This is a genomic window from Pseudoalteromonas sp. SG43-1, from assembly GCF_014164415.1.
GTDB classification, from domain to species: Bacteria; Pseudomonadota; Gammaproteobacteria; order Enterobacterales; family Alteromonadaceae; genus Pseudoalteromonas; species Pseudoalteromonas distincta.
This window is the reverse complement of the sequence record NZ_JACJFD010000016.1, coordinates 30,146-56,149: the sequence shown is the minus strand read 5'-3', so window position 1 is coordinate 56,149 and position 26,004 is coordinate 30,146. Positions and strand designations below refer to the sequence as shown.

27 protein-coding genes and 7 tRNA genes are annotated in these 26,004 nt (G+C 40.2%); 15 read left to right on the top strand and 19 right to left on the bottom strand.

Going from position 1 to position 26,004, the window contains the following annotated elements:
* The first annotated feature begins 93 nt into the window (after positions 1–93).
* From cmoA to H5159_RS12245, 5 genes are all read left to right on the top strand, one after another.
* On the top strand, positions 94–819 hold the full coding sequence (gene cmoA / locus H5159_RS12265) for a carboxy-S-adenosyl-L-methionine synthase CmoA (RefSeq protein ID WP_007378000.1): 726 nt from the start codon (positions 94–96) through the stop codon (positions 817–819).
* Positions 820–831: 12 nt separating this feature from the next.
* Positions 832–1,800 (top strand): tRNA 5-methoxyuridine(34)/uridine 5-oxyacetic acid(34) synthase CmoB, encoded by a 969-nt coding sequence (gene cmoB, locus H5159_RS12260; RefSeq protein WP_182724929.1) that lies wholly within the window; start codon positions 832–834, stop codon positions 1,798–1,800.
* Positions 1,801–1,990: 190 nt separating this feature from the next.
* Positions 1,991–3,043 (top strand): phosphoribosylformylglycinamidine cyclo-ligase, encoded by a 1,053-nt coding sequence (gene purM / locus H5159_RS12255; RefSeq protein WP_182780357.1) that lies wholly within the window; start codon positions 1,991–1,993, stop codon positions 3,041–3,043.
* Positions 3,043–3,690 carry a phosphoribosylglycinamide formyltransferase gene (purN, locus tag H5159_RS12250; RefSeq protein WP_002959994.1) on the top strand — a complete coding sequence of 216 codons (648 nt, stop codon included), beginning with the start codon at positions 3,043–3,045 and terminating at the stop codon, positions 3,688–3,690. The genes purM and purN overlap by 1 nt, the downstream gene beginning before the upstream one ends.
* 16 nt (positions 3,691–3,706) lie before the next feature.
* The gene (locus tag H5159_RS12245; RefSeq protein WP_182780377.1) at positions 3,707–4,441 is read left to right on the top strand and encodes a DUF3108 domain-containing protein; all 735 of its coding nucleotides are present in this window, start codon (positions 3,707–3,709) and stop codon (positions 4,439–4,441) included.
* Positions 4,442–4,489: 48 nt separating this feature from the next.
* Here H5159_RS12245 and H5159_RS12240 read toward each other — a convergent pair whose 3' ends face one another.
* Complete coding sequence (locus tag H5159_RS12240; RefSeq protein WP_165724201.1) at positions 4,490–5,254, bottom strand: class II glutamine amidotransferase; 765 nt, start codon at positions 5,252–5,254, stop codon at positions 4,490–4,492.
* 323 nt (positions 5,255–5,577) lie between these two features.
* On the opposite strand from H5159_RS12240, the gene fadE reads away from it, so the two are divergent.
* Positions 5,578–8,034, top strand: a complete 2,457-nt coding sequence (gene fadE, locus H5159_RS12235) for an acyl-CoA dehydrogenase FadE (protein ID WP_024594254.1) — start codon at positions 5,578–5,580, stop codon at positions 8,032–8,034.
* Here the strand turns inward: fadE and H5159_RS12230 are convergent, their stop codons facing one another.
* The 11 genes from H5159_RS12230 to dnaQ all read right to left on the bottom strand — a co-directional run bounded on the left by H5159_RS12230 (position 8,035) and on the right by dnaQ (position 13,245).
* Positions 8,035–9,150, bottom strand: coding sequence for a DUF6136 family protein (locus H5159_RS12230; protein WP_182780356.1), 1,116 nt, complete (start codon positions 9,148–9,150; stop codon positions 8,035–8,037).
* Positions 9,147–9,737: an ATP-binding cassette domain-containing protein gene (locus tag H5159_RS12225; RefSeq protein ID WP_182780355.1), complete on the bottom strand. Its 591-nt coding sequence runs from the start codon at positions 9,735–9,737 to the stop codon at positions 9,147–9,149. Before H5159_RS12225 ends, H5159_RS12230 begins: the two co-directional genes overlap by 4 nt.
* A 549-nt stretch (positions 9,738–10,286) precedes the next feature.
* Positions 10,287–10,363: transfer RNA gene (locus tag H5159_RS12220), tRNA-Asp, on the bottom strand.
* A 54-nt stretch (positions 10,364–10,417) separates the two neighbouring features.
* A tRNA-Asp gene (locus tag H5159_RS12215) sits at positions 10,418–10,494 on the bottom strand.
* A gap of 37 nt (positions 10,495–10,531) precedes the next feature.
* A tRNA-Asp gene (locus H5159_RS12210) sits at positions 10,532–10,608 on the bottom strand.
* 38 nt (positions 10,609–10,646) lie between these two features.
* Positions 10,647–10,723, bottom strand: a tRNA-Asp gene (locus H5159_RS12205).
* 32 nt (positions 10,724–10,755) lie between these two features.
* A tRNA-Asp gene (locus tag H5159_RS12200) sits at positions 10,756–10,832 on the bottom strand.
* 41 nt (positions 10,833–10,873) lie between these two features.
* A tRNA-Asp gene (locus H5159_RS12195) sits at positions 10,874–10,950 on the bottom strand.
* Positions 10,951–10,977: 27 nt separating this feature from the next.
* Positions 10,978–11,054: transfer RNA gene (locus H5159_RS12190), tRNA-Asp, on the bottom strand.
* Between the two features lie 97 nt (positions 11,055–11,151).
* The gene (locus tag H5159_RS12185) at positions 11,152–12,522 is read right to left on the bottom strand and encodes a TIGR03503 family protein (protein ID WP_182780354.1); all 1,371 of its coding nucleotides are present in this window, start codon (positions 12,520–12,522) and stop codon (positions 11,152–11,154) included.
* Positions 12,523–12,531: 9 nt separating this feature from the next.
* Positions 12,532–13,245, bottom strand: coding sequence for a DNA polymerase III subunit epsilon (dnaQ, locus tag H5159_RS12180; protein WP_182694170.1), 714 nt, complete (start codon positions 13,243–13,245; stop codon positions 12,532–12,534).
* Positions 13,246–13,313: 68 nt separating this feature from the next.
* Between dnaQ and rnhA the strand changes: the two genes are divergently transcribed.
* Positions 13,314–13,778: a ribonuclease HI gene (gene rnhA, locus H5159_RS12175; protein ID WP_002963021.1), complete on the top strand. Its 465-nt coding sequence runs from the start codon at positions 13,314–13,316 to the stop codon at positions 13,776–13,778.
* A 163-nt stretch (positions 13,779–13,941) separates the two neighbouring features.
* On the opposite strand, the gene H5159_RS12170 is transcribed toward rnhA, so the two are convergent.
* Positions 13,942–14,727, bottom strand: coding sequence for a class I SAM-dependent methyltransferase (locus H5159_RS12170; protein ID WP_002963022.1), 786 nt, complete (start codon positions 14,725–14,727; stop codon positions 13,942–13,944).
* Positions 14,728–14,780: 53 nt separating this feature from the next.
* Between H5159_RS12170 and gloB the strand changes: the two genes are divergently transcribed.
* Both gloB and H5159_RS12160 read left to right on the top strand, forming a co-directional pair.
* Positions 14,781–15,554 (top strand): hydroxyacylglutathione hydrolase, encoded by a 774-nt coding sequence (gene gloB, locus H5159_RS12165; protein WP_182721490.1) that lies wholly within the window; start codon positions 14,781–14,783, stop codon positions 15,552–15,554.
* A gap of 155 nt (positions 15,555–15,709) precedes the next feature.
* Positions 15,710–17,290 (top strand): LysM peptidoglycan-binding domain-containing protein, encoded by a 1,581-nt coding sequence (locus H5159_RS12160; RefSeq protein ID WP_149602939.1) that lies wholly within the window; start codon positions 15,710–15,712, stop codon positions 17,288–17,290.
* Positions 17,291–17,359: 69 nt separating this feature from the next.
* Here H5159_RS12160 and H5159_RS12155 read toward each other — a convergent pair whose 3' ends face one another.
* Genes H5159_RS12155 through H5159_RS12145 form a run of 3 tightly spaced genes read right to left on the bottom strand, consistent with a single transcriptional unit; the run spans position 17,360 to position 18,886 of the window.
* Positions 17,360–17,809, bottom strand: coding sequence for a flavodoxin (locus H5159_RS12155; protein ID WP_010553680.1), 450 nt, complete (start codon positions 17,807–17,809; stop codon positions 17,360–17,362).
* On the bottom strand, positions 17,809–18,573 hold the full coding sequence (gene truC, locus H5159_RS12150; RefSeq protein ID WP_024597672.1) for a tRNA pseudouridine(65) synthase TruC: 765 nt from the start codon (positions 18,571–18,573) through the stop codon (positions 17,809–17,811). The genes H5159_RS12155 and truC overlap by 1 nt, the downstream gene beginning before the upstream one ends.
* A complete protein-coding gene (locus tag H5159_RS12145; RefSeq protein WP_182693623.1) occupies positions 18,566–18,886 on the bottom strand; it encodes a YqcC family protein in 321 nt (106 codons plus the stop codon). Before H5159_RS12145 ends, truC begins: the two co-directional genes overlap by 8 nt.
* Before the next feature lie 104 nt (positions 18,887–18,990).
* Between H5159_RS12145 and H5159_RS12140 the strand changes: the two genes are divergently transcribed.
* Positions 18,991–20,019 carry a DUF3549 family protein gene (locus H5159_RS12140; RefSeq protein ID WP_182780353.1) on the top strand — a complete coding sequence of 343 codons (1,029 nt, stop codon included), beginning with the start codon at positions 18,991–18,993 and terminating at the stop codon, positions 20,017–20,019.
* Positions 20,020–20,319: a DUF3301 domain-containing protein gene (locus H5159_RS12135; protein WP_002963032.1), complete on the top strand. Its 300-nt coding sequence runs from the start codon at positions 20,020–20,022 to the stop codon at positions 20,317–20,319. It begins immediately after the preceding gene.
* Between the two features lie 850 nt (positions 20,320–21,169).
* Here H5159_RS12135 and H5159_RS12130 read toward each other — a convergent pair.
* A complete protein-coding gene (locus tag H5159_RS12130) occupies positions 21,170–21,823 on the bottom strand; it encodes a GNAT family N-acetyltransferase (RefSeq protein WP_154903551.1) in 654 nt (217 codons plus the stop codon).
* A gap of 153 nt (positions 21,824–21,976) precedes the next feature.
* Between H5159_RS12130 and H5159_RS12125 the strand changes: the two genes are divergently transcribed.
* From H5159_RS12125 to H5159_RS12115, 3 genes are all read left to right on the top strand, one after another.
* Positions 21,977–22,213: a DUF2789 domain-containing protein gene (locus H5159_RS12125; protein WP_002958240.1), complete on the top strand. Its 237-nt coding sequence runs from the start codon at positions 21,977–21,979 to the stop codon at positions 22,211–22,213.
* Positions 22,214–22,309: 96 nt separating this feature from the next.
* Entirely contained in the window at positions 22,310–22,576 is a 267-nt protein-coding gene (locus tag H5159_RS12120; RefSeq protein ID WP_007378199.1) for a hypothetical protein, read from the top strand.
* A 13-nt stretch (positions 22,577–22,589) separates the two neighbouring features.
* Entirely contained in the window at positions 22,590–23,363 is a 774-nt protein-coding gene (locus H5159_RS12115) for a Zn-ribbon-containing protein (RefSeq protein WP_002958242.1), read from the top strand.
* 66 nt (positions 23,364–23,429) lie between these two features.
* Here H5159_RS12115 and syd read toward each other — a convergent pair whose 3' ends face one another.
* A complete protein-coding gene (syd, locus tag H5159_RS12110; protein WP_182682298.1) occupies positions 23,430–23,969 on the bottom strand; it encodes a SecY-interacting protein in 540 nt (179 codons plus the stop codon).
* Between the two features lie 59 nt (positions 23,970–24,028).
* Between syd and queF the strand changes: the two genes are divergently transcribed.
* Positions 24,029–24,874, top strand: coding sequence for an NADPH-dependent 7-cyano-7-deazaguanine reductase QueF (queF, locus tag H5159_RS12105; protein WP_182716168.1), 846 nt, complete (start codon positions 24,029–24,031; stop codon positions 24,872–24,874).
* A gap of 205 nt (positions 24,875–25,079) precedes the next feature.
* On the opposite strand, the gene H5159_RS12100 is transcribed toward queF, so the two are convergent.
* Complete coding sequence (locus H5159_RS12100; RefSeq protein ID WP_182780352.1) at positions 25,080–25,985, bottom strand: peptidylprolyl isomerase; 906 nt, start codon at positions 25,983–25,985, stop codon at positions 25,080–25,082.
* Positions 25,986–26,004 lie beyond the last annotated feature (19 nt).

Genomic DNA, 26,004 nt, shown 5'->3' with positions numbered 1-26,004 from the left:
TATTCATAATTCTAGTCAAGCTACTGAATTTATCACTGACTATCCAGTATAAAATGTTAAAATAGCGCCATTATTTACAAAGAGACTGCCTTCGTGACCATAAAAGACAGTATTTATGCCTCTGAGCAACAAGTAAAAGATTTTAGCTTTGACCAAAATGTAGTCGAAGTTTTTCCAGATATGATCCAGCGCTCTGTGCCTGGCTACGCAACGATTGTCAGTACAATGGGTAAACTTGCGGGTGAATACGCACAAAGTAACTCAAATCTTTATGATTTAGGCTGCTCTTTGGGCGCAGTCACGCTTAGCATGCGCCGTAACATTCGCACCGATAACTGCCATATAATAGCGGTAGATAATTCTCAAGCTATGGTTGAACGTTGTAAGGTGCACTTACAAGGTTTTAAATCGGATGTGCCGGTTACTGTTACTTTGGGCGATATTAACGAGCTTGAGATTCAAAACGCATCGGTTGTGGCAATGAACTTTACACTGCAATTTATTCCACATGCGCAGCGCCAAGCCGTGCTTGAAAAAATATACGCTAATCTTAAACCTGGTGGCGTGCTACTACTTAGCGAAAAAATTAAAGCCGAAAACGAGCAATGCGATAACCTATTAATTGATTTGCACCACGACTTTAAACGTCACAATGGCTACTCTGAGCTTGAAATAAGCCAAAAACGTACCGCCATCGAAAACGTTATGCGCCCAGATACACTAAGCGCTCACTTTACTCGCTTACAAGATATTGGTTTTAGCCAAACTCAAGTGTGGTATCAATGTTTTAATTTTTGCTCAATGGTAGCAATTAAATAAAGAGAGTCATCCATGTCTCAATGGTTTAACCAATTTTACGCATCTATCGCACAAAGCCCACTTAGTCACTGGCTAGAAACCCTCCCTGCTCAATTAAAACATTGGCAAAACGAGGCTAGCCATGGTGATTTGCCTAAATGGCAAAAAGTACTTAAAAACTTGCCTGAGGTGGCAACTTCCCATGTTGATATTTCTACAAAGGTAGAAATTGGCGCCGCTGGCGAGATGAGTGATGGCGAGCAAAAGCAAGCCATGCATTTATTAAAACGCATGATGCCATGGCGCAAAGGCCCATTTAGTGTGCACGGTATTGAAATAGATACAGAGTGGCGCAGTGATTGGAAGTGGGACCGCCTGCTTCCTCATATTGAGCCATTAAAAGGCCGCACTGTTTTAGATATTGGTTGTGGCTCAGGGTATCATTTATGGCGTATGCGCGGTGAAGGCGCAGAGTTTGTCGTGGGTATTGATCCATCTGATTTATTTTTATGTCAGTTTCAGGCAATTAAACACTACAACCCAGATGAAAACGTACATTTACTGCCACTAGGCGTAGAAGCATTACCCGAGCTTAAAGCGTTTGATACTGTTTTTTCTATGGGTGTACTTTATCATCGTCGCTCACCTATCGACTTTTTAGCGCAGTTAAAAGCGCAGCTTCGCCCAGGCGGCGAACTCGTACTTGAAACCCTAGTAATTGAAGGCGACGAAAACACGGTATTAGTCCCAACCGACCGCTACGCTAAAATGCGCAACGTTTGGTTTATTCCAAGTACTGCAGCATTAAAGCTGTGGATGGAGCGCGTTGGCTTTAAAGATGTGCAAATAAAAGATTGCGCTATTACCACGCTTGAAGAGCAACGTAAAACCGACTGGATGGAAAACGAATCGTTAATCGACTTTTTAGATCCAAACGATACAAGTAAAACAATTGAAGGCTACCCCGCTCCACTTCGAGCCATATTAACCGCAAAAGCATAGCTGTTAATTTAACGCCTTTAATACTAAAAAAACGCCTACGGGCGTTTTTTTGTTTATTTAAACAACAAACAGCGGACAAGTGTCCTTGTTAATTATTTCAAAATTACATTTACGCTAGCCGCGACCTTGCAATTGTTGTAAAATACGCGCGTTTCTAAGCAACCCAAAACAACTATTTTGAGGAAAACCTGTGAGCGAACAAAAACAGTCTCTAAGCTATAAAGACGCGGGCGTAGATATCGACGCTGGTAATGCACTTGTTGAGCGTATTAAAGGCGTAGTTAAAAAAACTCGTCGTCCTGAAGTAATGGGCGGAATTGGTGGTTTTGGCGCACTTTGCGAAATTCCTGAAGGCTACAAGCAACCAGTATTAGTTGCAGGCACAGATGGTGTTGGTACTAAACTACGTTTAGCAATCGACTTAAAAAAACACGATACGGTTGGTATTGATTTAGTTGCAATGTGTGTAAACGACTTAATTGTTCAAGGTGCTGAACCCCTGTTTTTTCTAGATTACTATGCAACTGGTAAACTAGATGTAGACACAGCAGCTGACGTAGTGACAGGTATTGGCAAAGGTTGTGAAATTTCAGGTTGTGCCCTAATTGGTGGCGAAACAGCTGAAATGCCAGGTATGTATGATGGTGAAGACTACGACATGGCAGGCTTTTGTACAGGCGTTGTAGAAAAATCAAAAATTATTGATGGCACAAAAGTAGCAGCAGGCGATCAGCTTATTGCACTTGCTTCAAGCGGTCCTCATTCAAATGGCTTCTCTTTAATTCGTAAAGTACTTGAAGTGTCAAAAGCTGATACCAGCGCTGACTTTGAAGGTAAAACATTAGGCGAAACTCTACTTGAGCCTACGCGTATTTACGTAAAACCTTTACTTGAGTTATTCAAAAACGTTGACGTACATGCGCTTTCGCATATTACTGGCGGCGGTTTTTGGGAAAACATTCCACGCGTATTACCCGCTTCAGCAAAAGCTGTAGTTAAAGGTGATAGCTGGCAGTGGCCACCAATTTTTAATTGGTTACAAGAAAACGGCAACATTACTACACACGAAATGTACCGTACATTTAACTGTGGTGTAGGCATGGTTTTAGTAGTCCCTGCTGACAAACTTGAGCAAAGCTTAACAATGCTAAAAGACTTGGGCGAAAATGCATGGCACCTTGGTGAAATTCAAGATGCAGCAGCTGGCAAAGAGCAAGTTGAAATTGTAGGTGGTGCTAAGTAATGGCACCGACTCGTCTGGTAGTTTTAATCTCAGGTAGTGGCTCTAATTTACAAGCCATCATAGATGCCTGCGAACGTGGCGAGATAAACGGGCATATAGCGGCTGTTATTAGTAATAAAGCAGACGCTTATGGCCTAGAGCGTGCAAAACAAGCAGGTATTGCTACAAAAGTGCTCAGTCATAAAGATTTTGACTCGCGCGAAGCGTACGATGCGCAATTAATGAACGTTATCGACTCTTTTATGCCAAATCTAGTTGTATTAGCTGGGTTTATGCGTATTCTTACTCCTGGCTTAGTGCAAAAATATGTTGGAAAAATGTTGAACATTCATCCATCTTTGTTGCCTAAGTATCAGGGGCTGAATACCCACCAAAGAGCAATTGATGCAAAAGACGATGTTCATGGCGTAAGTGTTCACTTTGTTACTGAAGAATTAGACGGCGGTCCCGTTATTCTTCAGGCGCAAATACCTGTACTCAAGGATGATACAGCAGAAACATTAGCAAAACGCGTGCATGAGCAAGAGCATATAATTTATCCTTTGGTGGTCAAGTGGTTCAGTGAACACAGACTTACTATGGAAGCAGATTATGCAGTTCTTGACAAAAAACAACTTCCTGCACACGGCGCGCACTACCCACAATAAAAAAATAAGTGCCCTATTGTTATGTGCGGGCGCTTTACTTCCAACTAGCCTAATTGCAGGCGAATTGACCCAGTATCAAGCTAATTACGATATTTTACGCAAAGGTAAAAATCATGGTGAGGCTGTTCGTGAGCTCAAAAAAACGGGCGACGATACTTATGAATTAACATACCACAGTAATATTGAGTGGATGATTTTCTCTGACTCTCGTGAAGAAACATCAAAGTTTACCTTTAAAGATGGCAAGGTTACCCCGCATCATTACAACATGATTCGTACAGGGACAGGCCCAGATAAAGATTACAAAATTGATTTTGATACAACAAACAAAGTAGTGACTAGCAGCGCTAGTGAATACCCACTTAAATGCGAATGGACTGATGAATTTCAGGATGCTATTTCGTACCAAGTGCAAGTGCGCGAAGGATTGAAAAAAGGCGAAACAAGCTTTTCATTCCCCCTTATAGATAAAAAAGGTAACCGCCGCGACTACAACTTTGAAGTTGTTGAAAAAGAGATGATCTCCTTACCTATCGGTAATGTAGAAGCCATTAAAGTGAAGCGTTTATACGATAACGATAAACGCCAAGCAATTGCATGGTTTGCGCCAGAAATGGATTACATGCTGGTACGTATGTGGAAAGGCGAAAAAGGTATGGAGCAGTTTGAAGTTCAAATGAATTCATTTACTGTTACTGCGCCTACAGCTGTTGCGCCTGCTACAGCACCACAACCTCAAGAAGCTAACTAAATTTAATTAAACCTAAGTTAAGTTAAGTTAGTATTTAAAATAGGTGGGCTAAATTAGCTCACCCATTTTAAACAATGCAAATTCCCCAGGCTCCATTTTTTGCCAGCGCTCATCATTCGTCAAAGGCCTTGTAGCTATAACTGTTACTACATCGTTTGGTGTGGTCTCTTGTTGAAAATCAACCACCATGTCGGCATCAATCAACGTTGCTTTACCAAATGGCGCACGGCGCGTTATGTAGTGTAAGTTATTAGTGCAATACGCTAAAACAAACACCCCATCGGTCAATAACATATTAAACACGCCTTTTTCACGTAGCGTATGCGAAAGCTTAGCCGCATATCTAAAAACCGACGCCATATTACTTGGTCGCTGCGGGTACTTTTCACGAATTTTGTCAAGCAACCAGCAAAATGCCAACTCGCTATCGGTATTACCCACAGGTCGATAATATTCAGGTTTTAAATCATGATAATTTGAAAGCTGCCCGTTATGAGCATAGGTTATTTCACGCCCCCACAACTCACGAGTAAACGGATGAGTATTTTCAAGACATACCCGACCTCGATTACCTTGGCGAATGTGGCTAATAACCGAGACACTTTTAATGGGGTATGCTTTAACGAGCTTTGCAATTTCAGATTGATAACTCGGCTCAGGATCTTTAAAGGTTCTACAGCCTTTACCTTCGTAAAATGTAATACCCCAACCATCTTTATGAGGACCTGTATTACCACCACGCTCTAAAAGGCCTGAAAAACTAAAACAAATATCGGTAGGCACATTGGCTGACATGCCAAGTAATTCACACATTAATAAAATAACCCTTAAAAACCATACATTAAAATAAATAGCGAATATTTGTGTATTAAGCGTACACTAAATTGCAGCCCGCTATAACGGCTATACTTACTTAAAAAGTGTCATTTTGCTATTAGATTTATTTATTTTTACGTTAACACTACTTACGGCTAATGCTTTGACTATACGATAGTTATTGAGCGTTCCTCTGTCGGGTAATTAAATATCGTATTTAAGTTACTTTCTACTACAATTTAACATCGTTATGTACTTGAAAATTACTGTTACTAGCGCTACTCTAAGCGAGGTGGTCTGACCTCTATTAAGGAATAAAAATGACACTCATATTTACACTGGTTCTAATCGCGTTGCTTTGCACTGCGGTTTACCACAGAGCAAGTTGGAACACAGCACTTGGTGTTTCGGCTATAACTTTATTAATTGGTACCTTTGCGGGTGCTTTTGGTTTAATTAGCTGGTTGATCTTTTTGATCATCGCGGTTCCTCTTTCTGTTACTGGCCTTCGTCAGCAATATATCATCAAGCCTATTTTTGCTACGTTTAAAAAAGTAACGCCAAGCATGTCTGATACTGAAAAATCAGCTATTGATGCCGGTACGACGTGGTGGGAAGCTGACTTATTTTGCGGTAACCCAGATTGGAAAAAACTTCACCAATACCCAGTTCCTAAACTTACTATTGAAGAGCAAGCCTTTGTTGATGGCCCTGTTGAAGTAGTATGTAGCATGTTGGACGATTGGGAAGCAACGCACGAACTAACCGACCTTCCTCAAGATGTATGGCAATATCTAAAAGATAATAAATTCTTTGCCATGATCATCAAAAAAGAATACGGCGGTTTAGAGTTTTCTGCATTTGCACAGTCTTGTGTACTTCAAAAACTAACAAGTAAATCAACATTACTTTCGTCAATTGTTGGTGTACCAAACTCTTTAGGCCCAGGTGAATTATTACAACACTATGGTACAAAAGAGCAAAAAGATCATTACTTACCGCGCCTAGCGAGCGGTCAAGAAATTCCATGTTTTGCATTAACGTCGCCAGAAGCGGGTTCTGATGCAAGCTCAATTCCAGACTACGGTGTGGTGTGTAAAGGGCAATGGAATGGCGAAGAGGTTGTGGGTGTTAGTTTAACGTGGAATAAGCGTTACATTACACTTGCCCCAGTTGCTACCGTACTTGGTCTGGCGTTTAAATTACAAGATCCAGATGGCTTAATTGGCGACAATAAAGAGCCAGGCATTACCTGTGCACTTATTCCAACGGATACTCCTGGAGTTGAAATTGGTCGTCGACATTTCCCGCTTAACGTACCATTTCAAAATGGTCCTACTCGCGGTAAAGACATCTTTGTACCACTTGATTACATTATTGGTGGTCCAGATATGGCTGGTCAAGGCTGGCGCATGTTGGTTGAATGTTTATCGGTTGGTCGTGCAATTACGTTACCGTCAAACTCTGCCGGTGGCATTAAAATGATTGCTATTGCGACAGGTGCTTATAGCCGAATTCGTCGTCAGTTCCGTTTACCTATTGGTAAAATGGAAGGTGTTGAAGAGTCACTAGCAAAACTTGCTGGTTACGCTTACAGCTCTGATGCTGCGGTTAGTATGTCTACGGGTGCGGTTGATTTAGGCGAAAAGCCATCGGTAGTTTCTGCCATTATTAAATACCACCTGACAGAGCAAATGCGTGATGCAACTATTCATGCAATGGATGTACTTGGCGGTAAGGGCATCATGCTTGGGCCAAATAACTATTTAGGTCGTGGCTATCAAGGTGCACCTATTGCCATTACCGTTGAAGGTGCAAACATCTTGACCCGTAATATGATTATTTATGGTCAAGGTGCTATTCGCTGTCACCCATTTGTACTTACCGAGCTTGGTGCGTGCGAAATTGAAGACCGCGAAGAGGCGCTTAACGTATTTGATAAAGCGCTAATGGGTCACATTGGTTTTACTATGTCGAACCTTGTACGTACTAAGTGGCTTGCTCTTACCGGCGCTCGTTTTACAAGTGTGCCGTACAACGACGAAACCGCTGAATTTTACCGTATAGCGTCACGCTTTAGTGCATCACTTGCACTTATGTCAGACATTAGCATGGCAGTATTTGGTGGCTCACTAAAACGTAAAGAACGTATTTCAGCACGTTTAGGTGATTTACTTAGTTACCTATACTTAGTATCTGCAACGCTTAAGCGTTACAACGATGAAGGCCGTAAAAAAGAAGATTTTGCTCTAGTAAAATGGAGTTGCCAAGATCACCTTTACCATTGCCAACGTGCACTTGCTGATTTAATTAATAACATGCCTTCGGCTCCACTACGTGCCGTGTTAAAAGTATTGTTATTCCCGTTTGGTCGCCCTGTTCGTAAACCAACTGACCAACTTGAGCATAAACTAGCACAACTACTACAAGTACCTAGCGAAACGCGTAACCGTTTAGCAAGCTACGTATACCTAACAAATGAGCCACTTAACCTTGTAGGTCGTCAAGAGCAAACGCTTAAAGACGTCCTTGATGTTGAGCCATTATTTGAAAGAGTATGTAAAGAAAAAGGCCTTAAACTGCCATTCTTTCAGCTTGATAAAGTAGCGCAAATGGGGCTTGAAGCCGGTATATTAAGCCAAGCAGAGGCTGATAAACTAGCTGCCGTTGAGCAATCTCGGTTAGATGTTATTAACGTTGATGACTTTGACCCTGCTGATTTACTTGCAGGCAAAGCAGCACGAAATAGCGTTAAAAAAGAAGCTGATGCTGCTTAACTAATTTAGTAAAGCAAGCAGCCCAGCTGTAAAAACAATCCAAACCAGCGCATAATGCGCTGGTTTTTTTTGTGCAAAATAAACCTGCAACAAACACCACGGTAAACCTAAACTCAACAAAATAATGTTTAATCTCTCAAACGTAATGCTGTAAGTTACAAAGGTCGCTAAAAATAACAGCATACTAGGTATAAACTGGCTAATATAAAACGTCCGTGCTTTTTGGAATGTATTAAAAAACAAGCGATATTGTGCATAAACTTTAGCGCAATCAAATTGTAATGAGCTGCAAAATAATACAATAAAAGCCATCGCCACAGCATCAAGAATATTAACGAGATCGGCACGCTCAGCGACTAACGTAGACGAGCCCATAAACACACATAAAAGTAACGACATACGCCATACCAGTGTCCAGCTATGGTTTATAAAGTAGCAAAACCAAAAACCAAATAATGACCGAACACTAACACGCCCATTTATATTAACTCTAGGTATAAGCAAGCTAATGCTAAAGATGATTGAAAAACCAATATGATAAATAAGCGGCGGTATGTCGATGGGAGTAAATAAAAATAGGCTGCTTAATATAAAACCATAAACTAGTGCACTAGGCTTATATAAACATACAACACCTAACCCTAACTGAAGGTACATAAACACTATAAAATGCGGTACTTTTAACCACTGTACCAAGGTAAGGTCAAGCGCTATCAACAAACTAGCGATAAGCCAGCCATTGCTGATAAATAACAATTTAATATCGGCTAGGTGAAGCCAGCTAGGGTGAGCGATCGTAAGTTGAAATATCCGTTGGTTACTATTTTTAATCGCCAGTTTCATTGCGCTTATCATCACGCTTTGCAATAACAAGTAAAATAGTGCCATTTGCGCGCCATATAAAGGCGCATCAGCACTGTCTATAATTTGTCCAAGGCCTAAAAAAAGCAATAATACAAACCCAAGAGCGGATGATCCCAACACAACTAAAAATAACAAACCAAAGTTTTTTAGCTGCTGAAGCAATTGCTTAAGCTCAAACGTGTACGCTAAATACCGATAACTTATAAACGCGAGATACTGATTGAGTTTACTTTTTACGCTTATGATACTCATAGCGAGATACACTCAAAACCATGCTCAATAAATACAGCAGGCTCATGGCAAGTAATGATAATTTTCCCATTGGGTTTATCAGCCAAATAAGCATCGAGTTGGCTCAAAAGGTAAAGAATACTGGTTTGATCGAGCGCAGCACTTGGCTCATCTAGTAATAAATAAGGGGATTTACGCATTAATGCTAAAATTAGCTGGCATTTTTTTTGATTTCCCGACGACAGTGCTTCGAATCGCGTATTTAAAAATGCATTAAAGTTAAACCCGTTAACCAGCGAATGAGGCCAATCGCAACCTAATGTGTTAACAGATAAATCAATAATTTGATTTGCAGTTAAAAAATCTGGTAACGCAATACGGTCACTGGCAATTGCTACGGTTTTTGTTGGAGTGCTCAACCGATTACCTGCGAATAAAAGTGAACCACTTTGTGGCTTTTCAAGTCCTGCTAGCATCATAAGTAATGTCGTTTTTCCTTGACCGTTAGACGCTTCAATACACCCCTTTTGATCTGAAAAAACTTTACTGTAATCCTTAAAAACAACATTGTCAGAAAATTGCTTATTTAAGCCTATGACTTCAATCATAAAATATCCCTCTAAACCGATTATTCATTATAAGAATTCTGTTATGAGAAACAACTAATACCAATTCGCTTAATTAAGTGATCTATTTTGAGGATGGAGAAACGTGTTGATAGCTAGGCAAAAAATTCGCTATTTAGTTTTTCTAAATGAGAATTTTTTAACACAGCTAGCGACACGTTTAGCCCCGCAAAATGATTAAGTATTATTGCGGATTGGTATAATGATTGGAGTGATGATCCAGCTCACACTGCATACCAACCATGCAAAAAATTAAGGTCGTTAAAATCACTGAAATAGCCTCTACCATGAGTAAATACTTTAACTAGCGTTATAACCGATAAGAGCTAATTACGTCATGTGTGACACCATAGGGCAATTTAAGGTTGGAGCGGTATTCAGTGCTAAGTTTTTAACTATTCATGGAGATAGAAGAAGATGATTATTAGTAAGGTAATATTAAAAATTCGATTTTTTAGCTGATAGCCAAAAAAGTTTTACTGAATTATTTAATCAAGTATTTTATAAACTTGTTATTGAGGAAATAACAAGTGGCGGAGTGGACGGGACTCGAACCCGCGACCCCCGGCGTGACAGGCCGGTATTCTAACCAACTGAACTACCACTCCGCAGTGGTATGTGCATGGGGTAATGCACTTACTAATTTTAATCATGATATCAAATGGCGGAGTGGACGGGACTCGAACCCGCGACCCCCGGCGTGACAGGCCGGTATTCTAACCAACTGAACTACCACTCCGCAGAGATATCATTATACTTGTTATTACTTAATTTGTTGGCGGAGTGGACGGGACTCGAACCCGCGACCCCCGGCGTGACAGGCCGGTATTCTAACCAACTGAACTACCACTCCAGCATACAAATTTTGTAATATAACATTGTTTAAATAGTTGGCGGAGTGGACGGGACTCGAACCCGCGACCCCCGGCGTGACAGGCCGGTATTCTAACCAACTGAACTACCACTCCAGCGCATATTTAAACTGTTATTTTTTTCTTATTGGCGGAGTGGACGGGACTCGAACCCGCGACCCCCGGCGTGACAGGCCGGTATTCTAACCAACTGAACTACCACTCCATAATAAGAATATGTTTTACAACCATACGTTGTGTAAGTGTTGGCGGAGTGGACGGGACTCGAACCCGCGACCCCCGGCGTGACAGGCCGGTATTCTAACCAACTGAACTACCACTCCAGCTTTTACTTACAAGTTTTACGAAAATGGCGGAGTGGACGGGACTCGAACCCGCGACCCCCGGCGTGACAGGCCGGTATTCTAACCAACTGAACTACCACTCCATATTTTCGTTGCTGTTTAGGTCTCCCTGACAGCGGCGTGAATAATACGAACCAACCCCTATTTCGTCAAGGGCTTTTTTGTTTTTTTATAGGTTTTTTAGTCATCTGCCATCGAAAGGTTTAAAATTTCACCTGATCTGTCATTTTTTGAGCCGTTTTTACCAACTTGATTTTTTTCTGCCTCGGCAACATCACCTTCACTTGTTTTCTTTTTCTTTAAAAAAGGCAGCTTCACTTTAAATTTAATCGGTTTTTTCTGAACAAATATACGAATTAACAACCAACCGAGTAATAAAATGAGCGTATTGCAGCCTACAATTAAACTAATAATTGTAGATGTGGCCATTTTTTCTTCAACAGGCTCGCTCTCAATCATTTTATCTGGCGTAATAATTGTTGCCGAATCAATTTCGGGCACCGCTTCTATGGGTCGTTCTATCTCAAATTTATACGTTGGTAGCGTTGCCATAAATTCACGGCCATTAATATTAGTGCCAAAAACAGACAGTTCAACACTATATCTACCCCAATCATAATTTTTAACACTAAGCTGACGTGAGTCTTTAGCTGCAGCATCTATGGTAAACATTTGCTCTTCGTTATTGGGATAGTAGATTTTTCCCTGGATGATGACTGTCTCTGGCTTAACAATACTTGGGTCTATATTTATAGTTAACAGATGCTCGTCTGTGTCTTGTTCTGCTAACGCGACTTCGGTTATAAAAGGTGGCTCGTGCACTTCTATTGTATTTTGCACAATGCGGCGCTGCAGCAGAGGTGTTGCCACGTAAAGCTCTGGTGTCCATTCACCCGCAGGAAAATCTAAAGTAAACTCGCCGGTAAACACACCATCTTTAGGACGCTCATCAAATCCACGTCCATCGTCTTTAAATTCCGCTACTTCTTGAATGCCTGCGCCAAAGTTAGCAAAGTTTTCATTGTTGGTACTTACAAAGTCAACATTAAGGCTCACAACATCTCTAAATAGGTTTGTATTAATTGGCTCACCGTCGTTTAGTATTTTGCCAGTGATTTTTATTGTCTCCCCTCTAAACAACATTGAAGGAAGAGGCTCTGCCTCAAGAGATATTTCGCCTAATACAACTATTCTGCTGTCGGGTAAAATACTGCCTATTACTTGCCAAGGACCCGCCATAGGTTTTTTTATGGTAACTAAATCGTAGCTGAGTTCGTCAAACCAATCTAAGTTAGGGTTTTTAACTGAGTCAGTAGCAAAGTACTTACTGCCATCGGGCCGCACTAAAATAACAGCAGGTGCACCTGATTTTCTAAAAAACAGCAGTGTTATTTCATCTATTTTGCTATCTATGCGAAAACGATTATCAAGTAAAGGGATCTCATTTTGATGCCCATCGCGCTTGAGCACTTCTACTTGTTTTACGCCATATGCATTGCCAGTAAATAAACTAGCGGCACATAACGCTGTTACAAAATACATCGTTTTCATTAAATCGCCTTATTCTGCGCGCCATATACATTGGCCGCCTTCTTTGTTTACAAGATCTAATCGTGCTTCGTGTGCGCTTTGCTCAGCGTCGCTTGCTCGCAATACAACTAATGGGGCTCTATCACTATTTAAACGCTTTATACCGCCTTTCTGTTGCTCGCTGCCGTCATCTTTGTTTTGATTCAAATTCAGCTTTGTTTGACCACCCGTCATGGCAAGGTAAACATCGGCTAAAATTTCAGAATCCAGTAGCGCGCCGTGAAGTGTTCGCTTTGCGTTATCTACATCGTAACGACGACATAATGCATCAAGATTGTTCTTTTGACCTGGATGCAAGTCACGCGCCATTTTAAGCGTGTCGAGAACTTGACAAAAAGTCTCTGTTTTAGGATAGCCCTGATTAAGTAGTGCAAATTCATTATCCATATGGCCAATATCGAACGGCGCGTTATGAATAACTAACTCTGCCCCTTCAATATAGTCGAAAAACTCTTGGGCAATTTGATGAAATAACGGTTTATCACGTAAAAATTCGTTAGTGATACCGTGAACGTCGATTGCTTCTTCTTCGCTTGGGCGTTGTGGGTTTATATAAACGTGAAAGTTATTGCCTGTTAAACGGCGATTTACTAACTCCACACAACCAATTTCTATAATACGGTGCCCTTGTTTAGGGTCGATGCCGGTGGTTTCTGTATCTAAAACTATTTGTCTACGTGCCATATCGAATTTAGCCTGATTCTGGTATCTTTCTATAATCACTTTATTGTACATAAGATCAAGGTAAAACAGTGCAAAAAACCGTAGAGATTTACACCGACGGCTCATGTTTAGGTAATCCAGGCCCCGGCGGTTATGGTATTTTTATGATTTATAACGGCCACGAAAAAGAAATGAGCCAAGGTTATAAACTCACAACAAATAACCGAATGGAAATGCTCGCGGCTATTGTTGCCCTAGAATCACTCACTCGAGAATGCGATGTAAACCTAACAACCGATAGCCAATATGTTAAGCAAGGCATTGAATCGTGGATCACTAACTGGAAAAAACGTGGCTGGTTAACATCAGCTAAAAAGCCGGTTAAAAACGTCGATTTATGGAAACGCTTAGATAAAGCCTGTAGCGAGCACAATGTAACTTGGAAGTGGGTTAAAGGGCATAGCGGCAATAAATACAACGAAATAGTTGACGATTTAGCGCGCGATGCCGCTGGCAGTAAAGATTTACTAGAAGATGTAGGCTACCAGCCTTAAATTTATTCTAAGCTAGTTGTTATACCAATTTTATTAAAAACATGTTCATTCTATCGCATTAAATAACTCACTAACTGCGTTAAAAATTATTCATATAGAACAACTATATGTCACAATTTTCGCCTTGTTAATGTGCTATTTTCTTAGCGCTATGATAGATCACTTATTTAATGCAATTGGTATTATTTTTTTGCTCGCACGATTTAAAGTGTTGCTTTGACGTTTGTCTAAGCCCTGCCCCTTTTACTGGTGCAAACTGCGGCCTAGCATGCCACTTAGGTTTTATCGGCGTAAGTGGCGCAACTCTCTTTCGTGCCACCAGCATATAAACACTGCCCATTGGTTTTAAATACTGTTTTGCAAAAGTCCGCCAAAACTCAAATCTTGATAACCTGTTACCTCTTGCCAGTGATGAATAAATAAAACGTTCGTCACTTACAATTTCAAAACCCAATAAATTTAGCCAATCTTTAACCCTCGCAGGGGTAAAAAAGCGCCCCGTCCATGGTAACTTCTGACCACTAAAAGGCAGCATTTGTGCAAGCCCACACAAACTAAACGGATTAAAACCAGTCACTAGTATATAACCGCCCGGAATAAGCGTGCGATGTGCTTCTCGTAAAATGTGATGTGGGTCTGAATGATACTCTAAGCAGTGGCTTAGTATACAAGCATCAATACTGTGCTCGTAAAATGGCAATTCATCTATGTCAGCAACTACCCCAGTGTAAGGCCCAGGCTCTGCAACACACACTTGGTGTTTAATCGTACTTATACTTGTGTTTAATTCGCCACTTAAATTACCCAACTTAAGCATATGATAGCCAAACATACGCGGAAGCCATTGCTCCATTTTACGTTCAATATCTGTGCGTAAATAATCCCCATGAGGAAACTGCTGCCACGACAGTGGTTTGGGTCCTTCTTGAAAACTAAGGGCTGGTTTCATTTTTTGAGCTCGTTATACTATGCGATAAGTGTCACTTTATAGAGCAATTTACCATGGTGCAAGTCAAAGCAATTAAAGCCTTTTCTGATAATTACATTTGGTGTTTAACTACCGATAACAGTAACCAAGCATGGGTAGTCGATCCAGGCCAAGCACATCCCGTATTAACGTACTTAGCTGAGCACAAACTAACGCTTGGTGGCATTTTAATTACGCATCATCACTACGACCACACTGATGGCGTAGCTGAATTAGTTGACGCCTATCCAGATATATCGGTTTATGGCCCTGCAAATAGTCCATTTAAAGGCGTCACTCACGCACTCACTGATGGACAAAGCATCAGTGTGCTTAATATTAACTTTACTATTTTAGCAACTCCTGGGCATACGCTTGATCATATTTGTTACACAAATGATGAACTTGCTTTTACAGGCGATACATTATTTAGCGGCGGATGTGGGCGCTTATTTGAAGGCACGCCAGAGCAAATGTGGAAATCTTTTAATAAACTAAGAGAGCTGCCTGCAAGCTGTGTTGTTTATTGCACGCACGAATACACGCAAGCTAATCTTGCCTTTGCCGAAGCAGTTGAACCACGCAATCCAGAACTCCTTGAGTACAGTAAAAAAGTAGATGAATTACGCAGTAATAATCAAATTTCTCTACCGACCTCTATTGGACAGGAGCTAAAAATAAATCCATTTATGCGTAGCGATTTGCCAACCATTATAGAGTTAGTGCCAGAGAAATTTATCTCGGTTACAAAAAACAATGAACCTTGGGGAAACTTTGCGAGTCTGAGACAGTTCAAAGACAATTTTTAATGCAAAAACTAATGCTTTAATATTTATTTCATTAGAATCATTAACTTAAGATATAGTGATGATTCTATTTCTGCGTTTTAAAAAGTCATTAAGTGGCAATGTTAACTCATAACAGGTAGTATTCGCCGAGTTTTTTACCCGATGTATTGGTATTTATGAATAAATCTCCCCTATTAGTAGCCTTGGCGTTAGCGCTAAGTGGTTGTCAAACTGTGACAACATTAGAGTCAGACTCTCAAGTTGCCACGCAAGCAAACCAACAACTCGAAGGCGCAAGTCCTAACGACATTAACAATGCATTGATGGTAAACGCACAATATCAGCAAGTTGACTCTGATGAGCAAGAAGCGCCCGTGTTTGATGATGTGTGGGAGCGAATTCGCTACCAACTTTCTATCGAAATACCGCAAAACCGCCCTGTTGTTACTGAACGTAACTATTACGCTCGCCACCAAGCCTATTTAGATCGTATTTCTAAACGTGCAGAACCTTACTTACACTTTATTGTTGAAGAAGTAGAAAAGCGCGAAATGCCAATCGAAATTGCACTACTGCCTATTGTAGAAAGCGCATTTGACCCATTTGGTTATTCTAATCGCAGCGCATCGGGCATTTGGCAGTTTATGCCTGCAACCGGTGAGCGATTCGATTTAAAACAAAACTGGTGGTACGACGGTCGTCGCGACATAGTGCAGTCGACTCGCGCAGCACTTGACTACTTGTCGTATTTACATAAAACACTTGAAGGCGATTGGCTAAATGCGATTGCTGCTTATAATTCAGGTGAAGGGCGCTTGATGCGCGCTATTAAAAAGAATCGTAAAAAGCATTTACCTACCGATTTTTGGTCTCTTGATTTACCTAGCGAAACAACAGCCTACGTACCAAAGTTATTAGCACTTGCCGATTTATTAAAACGCTCAGATGATTTTAACGTTACATGGCAACCAGTAATTAATGCACAAGTGGTTGAAGTGGTTGATGTTGGCTCGCAAATAGATTTAGCACTTGCTGCTGATATGGCCGATATGACGCTTACTGAGCTATACAGATTAAACCCTGGTTTTAACCGCTGGGCAACTGATCCTAATGGCCCACATTCTTTATTACTGCCAGTAGATAAAGCAGAGCAATTTAGCCAAAAACTAGCAAACACTGATGTTAAAAACAGATTACGCTGGCAACGTTATATTGTGGCTCGAGGCGACAGCTTATCAGTAATTGCCAAAAAGTTTACAACGAGCTCAAGTGCAATCCGATCGCTTAATAAACTCAAATCAAATACGATTAAAGTAGGCCAAGAATTATTAGTCCCGCTTACTGATGGCGCTATAAATAGCGAACATTTACCAAAGCAGATGCGTTTAGCTGCTAATAAAGCAACTCGCACAAAGCTTTCGCACACAGTTAAAAGTGGCGACACGTTATGGGACATTAGCCGCGAATATGATGTAACTATGGATGAGTTGGCTAAATGGAATAAGCTAAAGAAAAACTCTGTACTGCGCCTAAATCAAAAACTTACTGTGTATAAGTCAGCTAATAAACCACAAGCAACGGCAAGTACCAACCGTACTATTACATACAAAGTACGCCGTGGTGACTCACTTGCACGTATTGCGTCTAAGTTTAATCTAAGCGTTAACGAAATTATTAAGTGGAATAATTTAGCCGGTCAAAAATACTTACAACCTGGCCAAAAGCTAAAACTTAAAGTAGATGTCAGAAGTAGTTAATTTATAAAACTATATTAAAAGTAAAAAGGAGCGCATGCGCTCCTTTTTTAATACTTTAAAATTAAAGGATTAAGCAGGTAGTTTTTCTAGCCATACTTTTAACCAAGGCTCGGTTACCGGCCACGGTTCAAAATCTTCACATGCATCTATTTCTAGGCGGTTGCCCACAGGCTTTGCTTGTAAATCACGAAGTAGCTCGTCAAAGCTTCGCCCTGCGCCACAAAATGTATCGCCGTAACATCTGTCACCCATTGCAATTACACCAAACGGTTTATCGGTAAGCATTGGGAAAGTGCTATTCATTGCAAAGTACAATCCGGCCAAATTACTCGGTACATCACCTTGGCCTGTTGTGGAGGTAACAATTAAAATATGCGATGCATTTTTTATATCATCAAGCGATGCTTCTGTAATTACTGTAGCAGTATGACCCGCTTGCTCTATTGTGGCTGCAACTTCATCGCTTAAACGCTCTGCACCGCCATTAACGCTGCCTACAAAAATACTAATATGTGCCATTAATAATCCTTTTCTTGCTCTGGCCAACCTAGCTGCTTACATATTTCAAGCATGTCTTCACCTAGTGGCGCTTTAATTGTTATTGATTCATTACTATAAGGGTGCACAAAACTAAGCTCTGTTGCAAATAACATTAAGCGTCTTAGCTCAAAATGCTCTCTAAAAAATTGATTATGCTGGTTATCACCATGATTTACATCACCAATGATAGGCAGTGATAAGTGCTTTAAGTGTCTGCGAATTTGATGCTTTCGCCCGGTTTTTGGAAAACACTCAACTAACGAGTAACGCACTGTTGGATACTTACCTATAGGAATAGGCAATGCAGCTTGGTGCAAGCAATTAAACTGGGTTTGCGCTTCTTGCGGTGCTTTATCTTGATCTGCAAACTTATCGGCTATTTTATCAAGTTCTTCTTTAAGCGGTTTATCTAAAAATACTGACTCTGGCGCAAAGCCGCGCACTAAGGCCAAATAGCGCTTAGCAATAGTACCTTCAATAAATAGCTGGTTCATATCGCGAGCAGCTTCCGAGTTCAATGCAAACAGCAATACGCCCGACGTAGGTCTATCGAGCCTATGTACTGGAAATACATGTTGCCCTAGCTGGTCGCGCAACATTTGCATAGCAAACTGGGTTTCGTGTTTATCTAAAAACGAGCGATGCACTAATAAACCTGAAGGCTTATTTATAGCCACATAGTTTTCATCTTGATACAAAATAGTCAGCTCGCCATATTCAATAGGCGCTGGACGCTCACTCATTTGGTTCTCCTAAAAAGGTATCAAGGGCTGTTAGTAATTCAATAATTTCATCGCTTCCGGCTTTATTCACAAGTGTCATTTGCGCCATAGGGGCAATAGCAAAGTTACGCGGCAGTGGTTGCCTATGTGTTATTAATTGCTGTATTTTGTCAATAAATACAAACTGTAACCACTGCTCAAATGCCATTGTATCGTGACAAAAAGGAGTATTTGAAAGCAGTGCCTCAGCGTCTATTGGCTCACTTTGCCAAAGCGCGTGTTTTTGTAAAAGTGCCGTTAGCTGCACTAAATAAGTTTGGGTTTGCTGGTACATAACCACCCTCTTTTATATATGTAATGCAATTATACCCTGTTCCCTCACAAGCGGCTATGACGTATAATTAATGTAATTTTGCAGTAAAAACAGTTGAGAAAACAATGAGTGATCAAATAGCTACATTAGGTCAGCTTTTAGATGGTGCGGGTACTCAGTGGCGTGCTTTTGATATTGGCAGGCACATTACTAAGCTTGATAAAAAACAATTTTTAGCTATTGAACAAGCTCAAGTGCCTTACCCTTATCCACTTGCTGGTCATGCATGGCTCGCTATTCAATTTTGGGATACTAAAGCCAGTAAAGAACCGTATGTATGGTTTTTAAAATTTCCACTTGATGAGCAAAGTATGCTGGTAAGTGCTAGTCGCGATCACTTTGCTGATATGGTTATTCAAGCGCTAGGCACTGAAATTACAGGCGAACAAGCCGATGGAAAGCTTGATAATAACCCTTATGTTTTTACACCAAACGCAAATAAATTAGCGGCATTTAACGCCCAAGTAAAAGTACTATTAAAACAGCCTGCATCGCAGTATTACGAGCATGCACAACTGTACTTTAGCGGTAAAATTGGTTTTGATAATTGGCAAAGTGTTGCACTTCAGGGTATTGCCGATTTTGCACTACGCTTAGAAAGCGATACAAACTTAAGTAATCTGCAAAAAGCATGGGCGCATTTACCTATTGAAGTACTACAACCACTCAGTGCCATGCTTGAACACGTTGAAATACCAACATCAATGAGTGAGTTACTTGTTGATTACACACAGACCGCAATTAGTAATAACGATACATTAACTATAACCGCAGCACTAAGATCAGCTTCAAAAGGTCAAGCTCAAGGGTTATGCGCTCAATTAGTTGATACTGTACTAAGCTCACCAGTGAAGCACGACTCTGACGTGTTACTAACAATCGCTGGGCGGTGTTTTAAACAATTAGAAAACCCTGAACGCTTACATGTATTTATGGATAATTGCGCGCATCATCAAAAAATTGAAGAATTGTTTCCAAGTATTTTTGCTGACTTAGTTGCAATACCGACTATTCGCCCGCATTTATTAGGCTTATTACGTAAAGAAAATCGTAGCGAAACCCTCGCGCGTGCAATTGGAAGGTTATTCTCTTAAATGGCAAGTTTATGGACGTTCATACTTATTGGTAGTGTAATTTACTTATTTTGGCTTAACCGAAAGGTTGCTGAAGCGGCGAACGTTCATGCTAAACGTCAAAGTGAGCAACTGCAGGTGCAGTTAATGAGTGTTGCATGCACAAAACGCCGCTTTGGTTTTTTAAAGAACGGCAAGCCAGGCATTAAAAGTGAATTTATATTTGAGTTTTCAAGCGACGGTGAAAATGCTTATCAAGGTGTGTTAATTATGGAAAATGAGTTTTTGAAAAGTGTGGTTGTTCCACCCCATAAAATATAAAACTTAATATACTTTAGGAGTATATGTCTTAAATTAATAAATTTAATTCAACACAAAAAACTAAGGCGTAACTAAAGTTACGCCCCAATTGGACTGCATCCTGCTAGATATCCATTATCTTAAATCCGTATTATCATCCCCTGAACGAGTAAACAACCTTGTTTACCCTCACACTGCATCCTGCAATATCCATGGCCACCTTGGCAAACCCACGAAATCTATCGTTTGGCTACATCCGCAGCATCATCCTTGGTAATCCTTTAAAGTAGCTCCTGCCACTTTTGCATCCTGCAATATCCATAGCCATCTTGGCAAACCCACGAAATCTATCGTTTGGCTACGTCCCGTAGCATCATCCCTGGTAATCCTTTAAAGTAGCTCCTGCCACTTTTTGCATCCTGCAATGTCCACTTGCCATCTTGGCTGTCCTGCGTAAACTAACGCTCCTGCTACTTCCTGTAGCGTCATCCGTGATTATCCTAAAGTAACTCCTAGCTACTAAGTGCTTCATGCACTTCCTTATTCTTCCTTGTATCCGTTTTAGCTTGTCCTTTATGCTTCCTGCTAGCGTCTGCTATGTTGCCTATTCCGTATCCTTGGCAGTAACTCAATCATTGAGCTATGTCGTCTTGACGAAGAGAAGTTTAAAGCAATCAGGGGGGAGAAATAGGACTTAACATTAAATAAATAAACGTCACAAAAATGAAAAAAAAAAATAAACACTGAAGAACAATAACTTAGAACAAAAAAGGCTACTTATTAGCAGCCTTTAAGTGACAATGCTTACGATGATGTGAGATATATCTCACGGTCTTATGTCCGTTTGGGCGCATTGGCTTACATTATAATTTTAAATAGTTGGCTCAATTATTGGTTTAAACAGTAACTCGCCCTCTACTTGGTTAAAAGTAAGGTGTTTAAATGCTTCAAACTTTTCAGTTTTAAAAAATTCAATGTGCTCCTTACGTGTTACAAATACAGCCATCCCTGTTGACTCAGCGTTGCATTTAACTAAGTCGTCAAGCCCGCGTAGTAAGTAACGACCAAAGCCTTGTCCATGAAAATGCGGATCTACGGCAATAAAAGCTAAAAAATAGTAATTGCCTTTTTGTTTAAGGGCGTCTCTAATTGTTTGTTCTTTATCTATTAATTGATTTGTTTGTAAGTAGCCCGCACTCAGCATTAATTTTAAACGCCAGTGCCAATAACGCTGCGCTTGTAATTGGCTATTAGATTCAAATACACACGCTACTGCTTTTAATTTATCGTTGCGGTATAAACCAATTAATGGCTGTTTTTCTTGCCAAAAACTACTGAGTTCTTCGCGAATTAATGATCGTAATTTTTTTTCGTAAACTGATTTATTTTCGTCATTGTAGCTAAGCATGTTTAGTAATACAGGATCGTCATGATAAGCCTGATAAATTAGGCTCGCTGCAGTACTAATATCTTCTGCAGCTAAATACTGTACGCTGAACGTATCAGCTGGTGTGGTTACACTCATTGTATTTCCTTTATTATTTTAGCTATAGGCTGTTTAACTTTAAACCTAACTATATACCTAAAATTATTAACCGTAAATTCAGCGAGAGTTTAACTAGCAGGAGGTACAGTTAGGTACTAGTATGAATTTTCATTCATTTAAAGGAGCAATATCATGGATACGACAAAACACGACATTAACACACTTTTTGCACAGCTTGGATTACCAAATAGTGATGAGCAAATAGATGCATTTATTGCCTCACATGAATTAGAAGACACAACATTACTCCAAGAAGCTTCTTTTTGGGATGAGGCACAACAGCACTTTTTAGCTGAATCCCTTGCACAAGACGGAGATTGGAGTGAAGTAATTGACGAGTTAGATGTACGCATTCGTCAAAGTAAGTAATTTTATTTAATGTACCCTCCCTTATTTATTGCTAACATAGCATCTGCGCAGCATTTATATGCTGCGTATTTATTTTATTAAAGAGTTATATATCTAATGAATTCAGTTGTATTTGATGCAATCAAAGCCCTTCTCGATGAAGGCAAAACCCCTACTGTAGCACTAACTAAAAGCCGTTTGGCGCAACCGGTTCCAATGCCTATGATTATTGCAGCAGTAAGCCAATATAAAAACAATCCTGATTCAATTAATAACTTCATGAGAAACCCACAGCAGTCAGATAATACTGAGCTTAAAACAAGTCAATTAGATAGAATTGAGCAAAAACTCGATAAACTTCTTGCGCTGCTAGAACAAAAATAATTTGAGACTATAAATGTTCGTTGTTGATTTAACTTTTGATTGCTACCAAGACACCACCCTAGAACAAGCCGAACAAGCAATAAATCGCTTAGTAAATGCACTGCGTTTTAATGGTCAAATAATGGGGGAAGAATTTCCAACCGTTTTAAAAGATGGATTTTTTATTACCCGCGTTATGTGCCCTACTGAAGATGCAATGCACCCGCTAAATAACAGCCCGTTTGTTAAGCACAGTATCGAAAAGTTACATAGTGCTGGGCTACTTGCGCCAAAAGTAAAAGTGATCGGACAAGATATTCACTCCAACGGCGCTGATTGCTGCAAAGAACCATCAAGTTATATTTTATATACAACCTATGTGCATACGTGCAGCCCGCTTTATTGTGGTGATGACTTTTTGCCTGTGCCGCTATTTCGTATTCCGGCAATTGCTAATGGTGACTATAAAACGCTTATAAAATGGCAAGAAGATTGGCAAGCCTGCGATCAAATTCAAATTAATGGCGCAACCCGTTGTGAGTTTCCGGCGCTTGAAGAAATATCGAGTATTCAAAGTGACTTATACAGACGCGGAAAAGACATAACAAAGCGAATTAGTTTTTTAACCAAAAAGCCAACCTACTATTATTTATACCGTGTAGGCGGCGTAGATAAAGCGTCTGAACTTGAACGAAAATGCCCTAGTTGTAATGGCGACTGGAAATTACCTGAATCGTGGTTTGGGTTATTCGACTTTAGGTGTGAGCCATGTGGCTTAGTGTCTAATATATCGTGGGATTTTCAGTGATCACACTAAATCAATGAATAACAACAGCTTGGTGCTAACTGCACCAAGCTGATTGTTGAATAGACTCTAAACCTCTAATGCCTTTAAAAAAGCATTAATGTTAGGTGCAAGTACATGGTGTGTTTTTTTGCCTACATGCTCTAAACATACTTCACCAGTGTGTACCAATACACTTACTAGTAAATCATCTTGATCTGTTAAACCAATAAATACAGTTTCTGGCTGCTTAAGCTTGCGTTTCATTAAAACGTGGCCCGTTATATTTTGCTGTAGCAAATTAAAGTCTTCTTCGTTCCATGCTTGTAGTAATTCAACCTGATGCCCATCAATACTTGCTAAAATACTTCCACCGTACATATGTCCGTATAGCTCGCTAAGCGCTTTTGGAAACTCAAGTTCTAGTGCACTGGCTAAATCATTAAGCGAACCTGCAGGTTGCTGACGCGCCCCCTGCCATTGAATGTTTCCTTGCTCGTCAACCTCACCAACTTCACATGGGCTTGGCCATTGCTCGTCGTGCGCAATAAGTGGGTACTTTGTAGTGTTTTTAAGGGTATTTTCGCTAAATGTTTGATGAAGTTGTTCTATAAGCAATGCAACAGACATACTGTGAAACTCATTTAAATTAGATATAATGTCCCTATTGTAACTATTTAAGAGCAAACATGACAGATTACAGCAATTCTCCAGACCTTAAAGGTAGCGTATTAGGCCAATCTACTGAGTATGTAGATGTGTACACGCCAAGCTTGCTTTTCCCTATTGCGCGCAAACTAAATCGTGATGCTTTAAATATTGACGAAGCAGAGCTTCCATTTAAAGGCCAAGATATTTGGACAGGTTACGAGCTTTCATGGCTAAATACTAAAGGTAAACCGCAAGTTGCCGTGGCCTTATTTACCTTTGAATGCCAAAGCAGCCATATTATTGAGTCAAAGTCGTTTAAGCTTTACTTGAATAGCTTTAACCAAACCCGATTTGAAAGCATTGATATAGTAAAACAGCATTTAATTGATGACTTATCAAACGCGGTTAACAGCCCTGTCAAAGTGACTTTATACAATCCTGACGATTACAATTGCTTACCGTGTACGGCGCTGCCAGGTGAATGTATTGATGATTTAGATATTGAGATTAATAATTACGACATTGATGCTAATTCACTTAAAGCAAAAAGTGATAACGTAGTTACAGAAACGCTCTATAGCCACTTACTTAAATCGAACTGTTTAATTACCTCCCAGCCTGACTGGGCAAGTGTCATTATACGATACACAGGCGAGCAAATATGTCGTGAGTCGTTATTGCGTTACTTAATTTCGTTCAGAACACATAACGAATTTCATGAGCAGTGTGTTGAGCGTATTTATAGCGATTTAACAACACAACTTAATATTAAAGAGTTAGAGGTTTACGCGCGTTATACTCGTCGCGGTGGGCTTGATATAAACCCGTATCGCTCTACGCATTATAACGATACGCCATTTGCAGTTAAAATTAATCGTCAGTAGGTTATTTTAAACTGGAATATGAGTATTAAAAAAGGAGCCTAGCCTCCTTTTTTACATTCTTTAATTAATACCAATTCCATTAAGTATGTGATCTAAATTTTACGCAGAAAAAACAATTCAGTTCTAGGCGTAAATTGATGTAAATGGTTGTTCCCTTTGTGAAATTTACAACAAAGAAATGGGTTGTTATAGCAAGTAAAATAGATCAGCTATTTATTGGAATTGGTATAACTTCGCGCTTAGTAGGTATGGGCATACCACACACATCAACGTAGTTATGTGCTTTAACAAACCAAGGTTCAACACGGTTTTTACGAGCACTGATTAAGTTTTTAAACACAGCCGAGTTTGTTTTCATCACTTTAAATATACTTTTATCGCTTTGGACATCGCCAAGGACTTGTATATTGGTAATTGGGTTAAATGCTTTTCCCTCAGTTGGCGTGCGCGCTAAACGGTTAAAATGTTCTATACCTTCGAGCACTCGACCAAACACCGTAATGTTTTTATCAAGGTAGCGCGGGCCTTGCCCTATCGTTACAAAAAACTCCGTGCTCGCACTATTTATATCGTTATCGCGCGCCATGGCAAACACGCCACTACAATGCACTTGCCATGTTTGCGTATGTGCTGAGTTTTGAGCTACTGCAAAGCCGTTTAAAAAGCCAGTAACTGGTGCATATCCGTCGCCATTTAGCTCAGTAATTAAAAGTGGCTTGTTTGTTGTTGAATAAAACTCAGCAGGGATTGTTCTATCCGCTGTTTTAATTAATTTTTTACCCGAGCTGTCGCCACCTTGCGCTACAAAACCTTCAACAAACCGATAAACGCTGGTATTTTTATAAAACCCTTCTCGTGCTAACTTTTTAATGTTTTGAACGTGCTTTGGGGCAAGCAGCTCATTAAGCTCAATGTACGCATCGCCCGTTGGCAGCGTTATCTTTAAAATATTTTGAGCGTCCACCACTCGCCAGTCATTGTCTGTTGCACTAGCAATGACTTCACTCGCGCTCAATAAAGGTAGCTCTTGATTAACAACATCATTGCCAAATTGTTGAGCACAACCGCTTAATAAAACACTAAGCAGAGCTGGCAATATAATTTTTTTCATCACTCATATCCTTATAATT

What these genes read in the sequence shown, in the direction of transcription:
- H5159_RS12185 (WP_182780354.1), bottom strand. Translation starts at nt 12,522, where the DNA reads ATGAAAACGATGTATTTTGTAACAGCGTTATGTGCCGCTAGTTTATTT.
- H5159_RS12145 (WP_182693623.1), bottom strand. Translation starts at nt 18,886, where the DNA reads ATGTACCAGCAAACCCAAACTTATTTAGTGCAGCTAACGGCACTTTTA.
- cmoB (WP_182724929.1), top strand. Translation starts at nt 832, where the DNA reads ATGTCTCAATGGTTTAACCAATTTTACGCATCTATCGCACAAAGCCCA.
- H5159_RS12135 (WP_002963032.1), top strand. Translation starts at nt 20,020, where the DNA reads ATGGCAAGTTTATGGACGTTCATACTTATTGGTAGTGTAATTTACTTA.
- syd (WP_182682298.1), bottom strand. Translation starts at nt 23,969, where the DNA reads ATGTCTGTTGCATTGCTTATAGAACAACTTCATCAAACATTTAGCGAA.
- H5159_RS12100 (WP_182780352.1), bottom strand. Translation starts at nt 25,985, where the DNA reads ATGAAAAAAATTATATTGCCAGCTCTGCTTAGTGTTTTATTAAGCGGT.
- H5159_RS12160 (WP_149602939.1), top strand. Translation starts at nt 15,710, where the DNA reads ATGAATAAATCTCCCCTATTAGTAGCCTTGGCGTTAGCGCTAAGTGGT.
- H5159_RS12240 (WP_165724201.1), bottom strand. Translation starts at nt 5,254, where the DNA reads ATGTGTGAATTACTTGGCATGTCAGCCAATGTGCCTACCGATATTTGT.
- H5159_RS12130 (WP_154903551.1), bottom strand. Translation starts at nt 21,823, where the DNA reads ATGAGTGTAACCACACCAGCTGATACGTTCAGCGTACAGTATTTAGCT.
- fadE (WP_024594254.1), top strand. Translation starts at nt 5,578, where the DNA reads ATGACACTCATATTTACACTGGTTCTAATCGCGTTGCTTTGCACTGCG.
- dnaQ (WP_182694170.1), bottom strand. Translation starts at nt 13,245, where the DNA reads ATGGCACGTAGACAAATAGTTTTAGATACAGAAACCACCGGCATCGAC.
- H5159_RS12115 (WP_002958242.1), top strand. Translation starts at nt 22,590, where the DNA reads ATGTTCGTTGTTGATTTAACTTTTGATTGCTACCAAGACACCACCCTA.
- queF (WP_182716168.1), top strand. Translation starts at nt 24,029, where the DNA reads ATGACAGATTACAGCAATTCTCCAGACCTTAAAGGTAGCGTATTAGGC.
- H5159_RS12155 (WP_010553680.1), bottom strand. Translation starts at nt 17,809, where the DNA reads ATGGCACATATTAGTATTTTTGTAGGCAGCGTTAATGGCGGTGCAGAG.
- truC (WP_024597672.1), bottom strand. Translation starts at nt 18,573, where the DNA reads ATGAGTGAGCGTCCAGCGCCTATTGAATATGGCGAGCTGACTATTTTG.
- H5159_RS12140 (WP_182780353.1), top strand. Translation starts at nt 18,991, where the DNA reads ATGAGTGATCAAATAGCTACATTAGGTCAGCTTTTAGATGGTGCGGGT.
- H5159_RS12125 (WP_002958240.1), top strand. Translation starts at nt 21,977, where the DNA reads ATGGATACGACAAAACACGACATTAACACACTTTTTGCACAGCTTGGA.
- H5159_RS12230 (WP_182780356.1), bottom strand. Translation starts at nt 9,150, where the DNA reads ATGAGTATCATAAGCGTAAAAAGTAAACTCAATCAGTATCTCGCGTTT.
- H5159_RS12225 (WP_182780355.1), bottom strand. Translation starts at nt 9,737, where the DNA reads ATGATTGAAGTCATAGGCTTAAATAAGCAATTTTCTGACAATGTTGTT.
- gloB (WP_182721490.1), top strand. Translation starts at nt 14,781, where the DNA reads ATGGTGCAAGTCAAAGCAATTAAAGCCTTTTCTGATAATTACATTTGG.
- H5159_RS12120 (WP_007378199.1), top strand. Translation starts at nt 22,310, where the DNA reads ATGAATTCAGTTGTATTTGATGCAATCAAAGCCCTTCTCGATGAAGGC.
- purN (WP_002959994.1), top strand. Translation starts at nt 3,043, where the DNA reads ATGGCACCGACTCGTCTGGTAGTTTTAATCTCAGGTAGTGGCTCTAAT.
- H5159_RS12170 (WP_002963022.1), bottom strand. Translation starts at nt 14,727, where the DNA reads ATGAAACCAGCCCTTAGTTTTCAAGAAGGACCCAAACCACTGTCGTGG.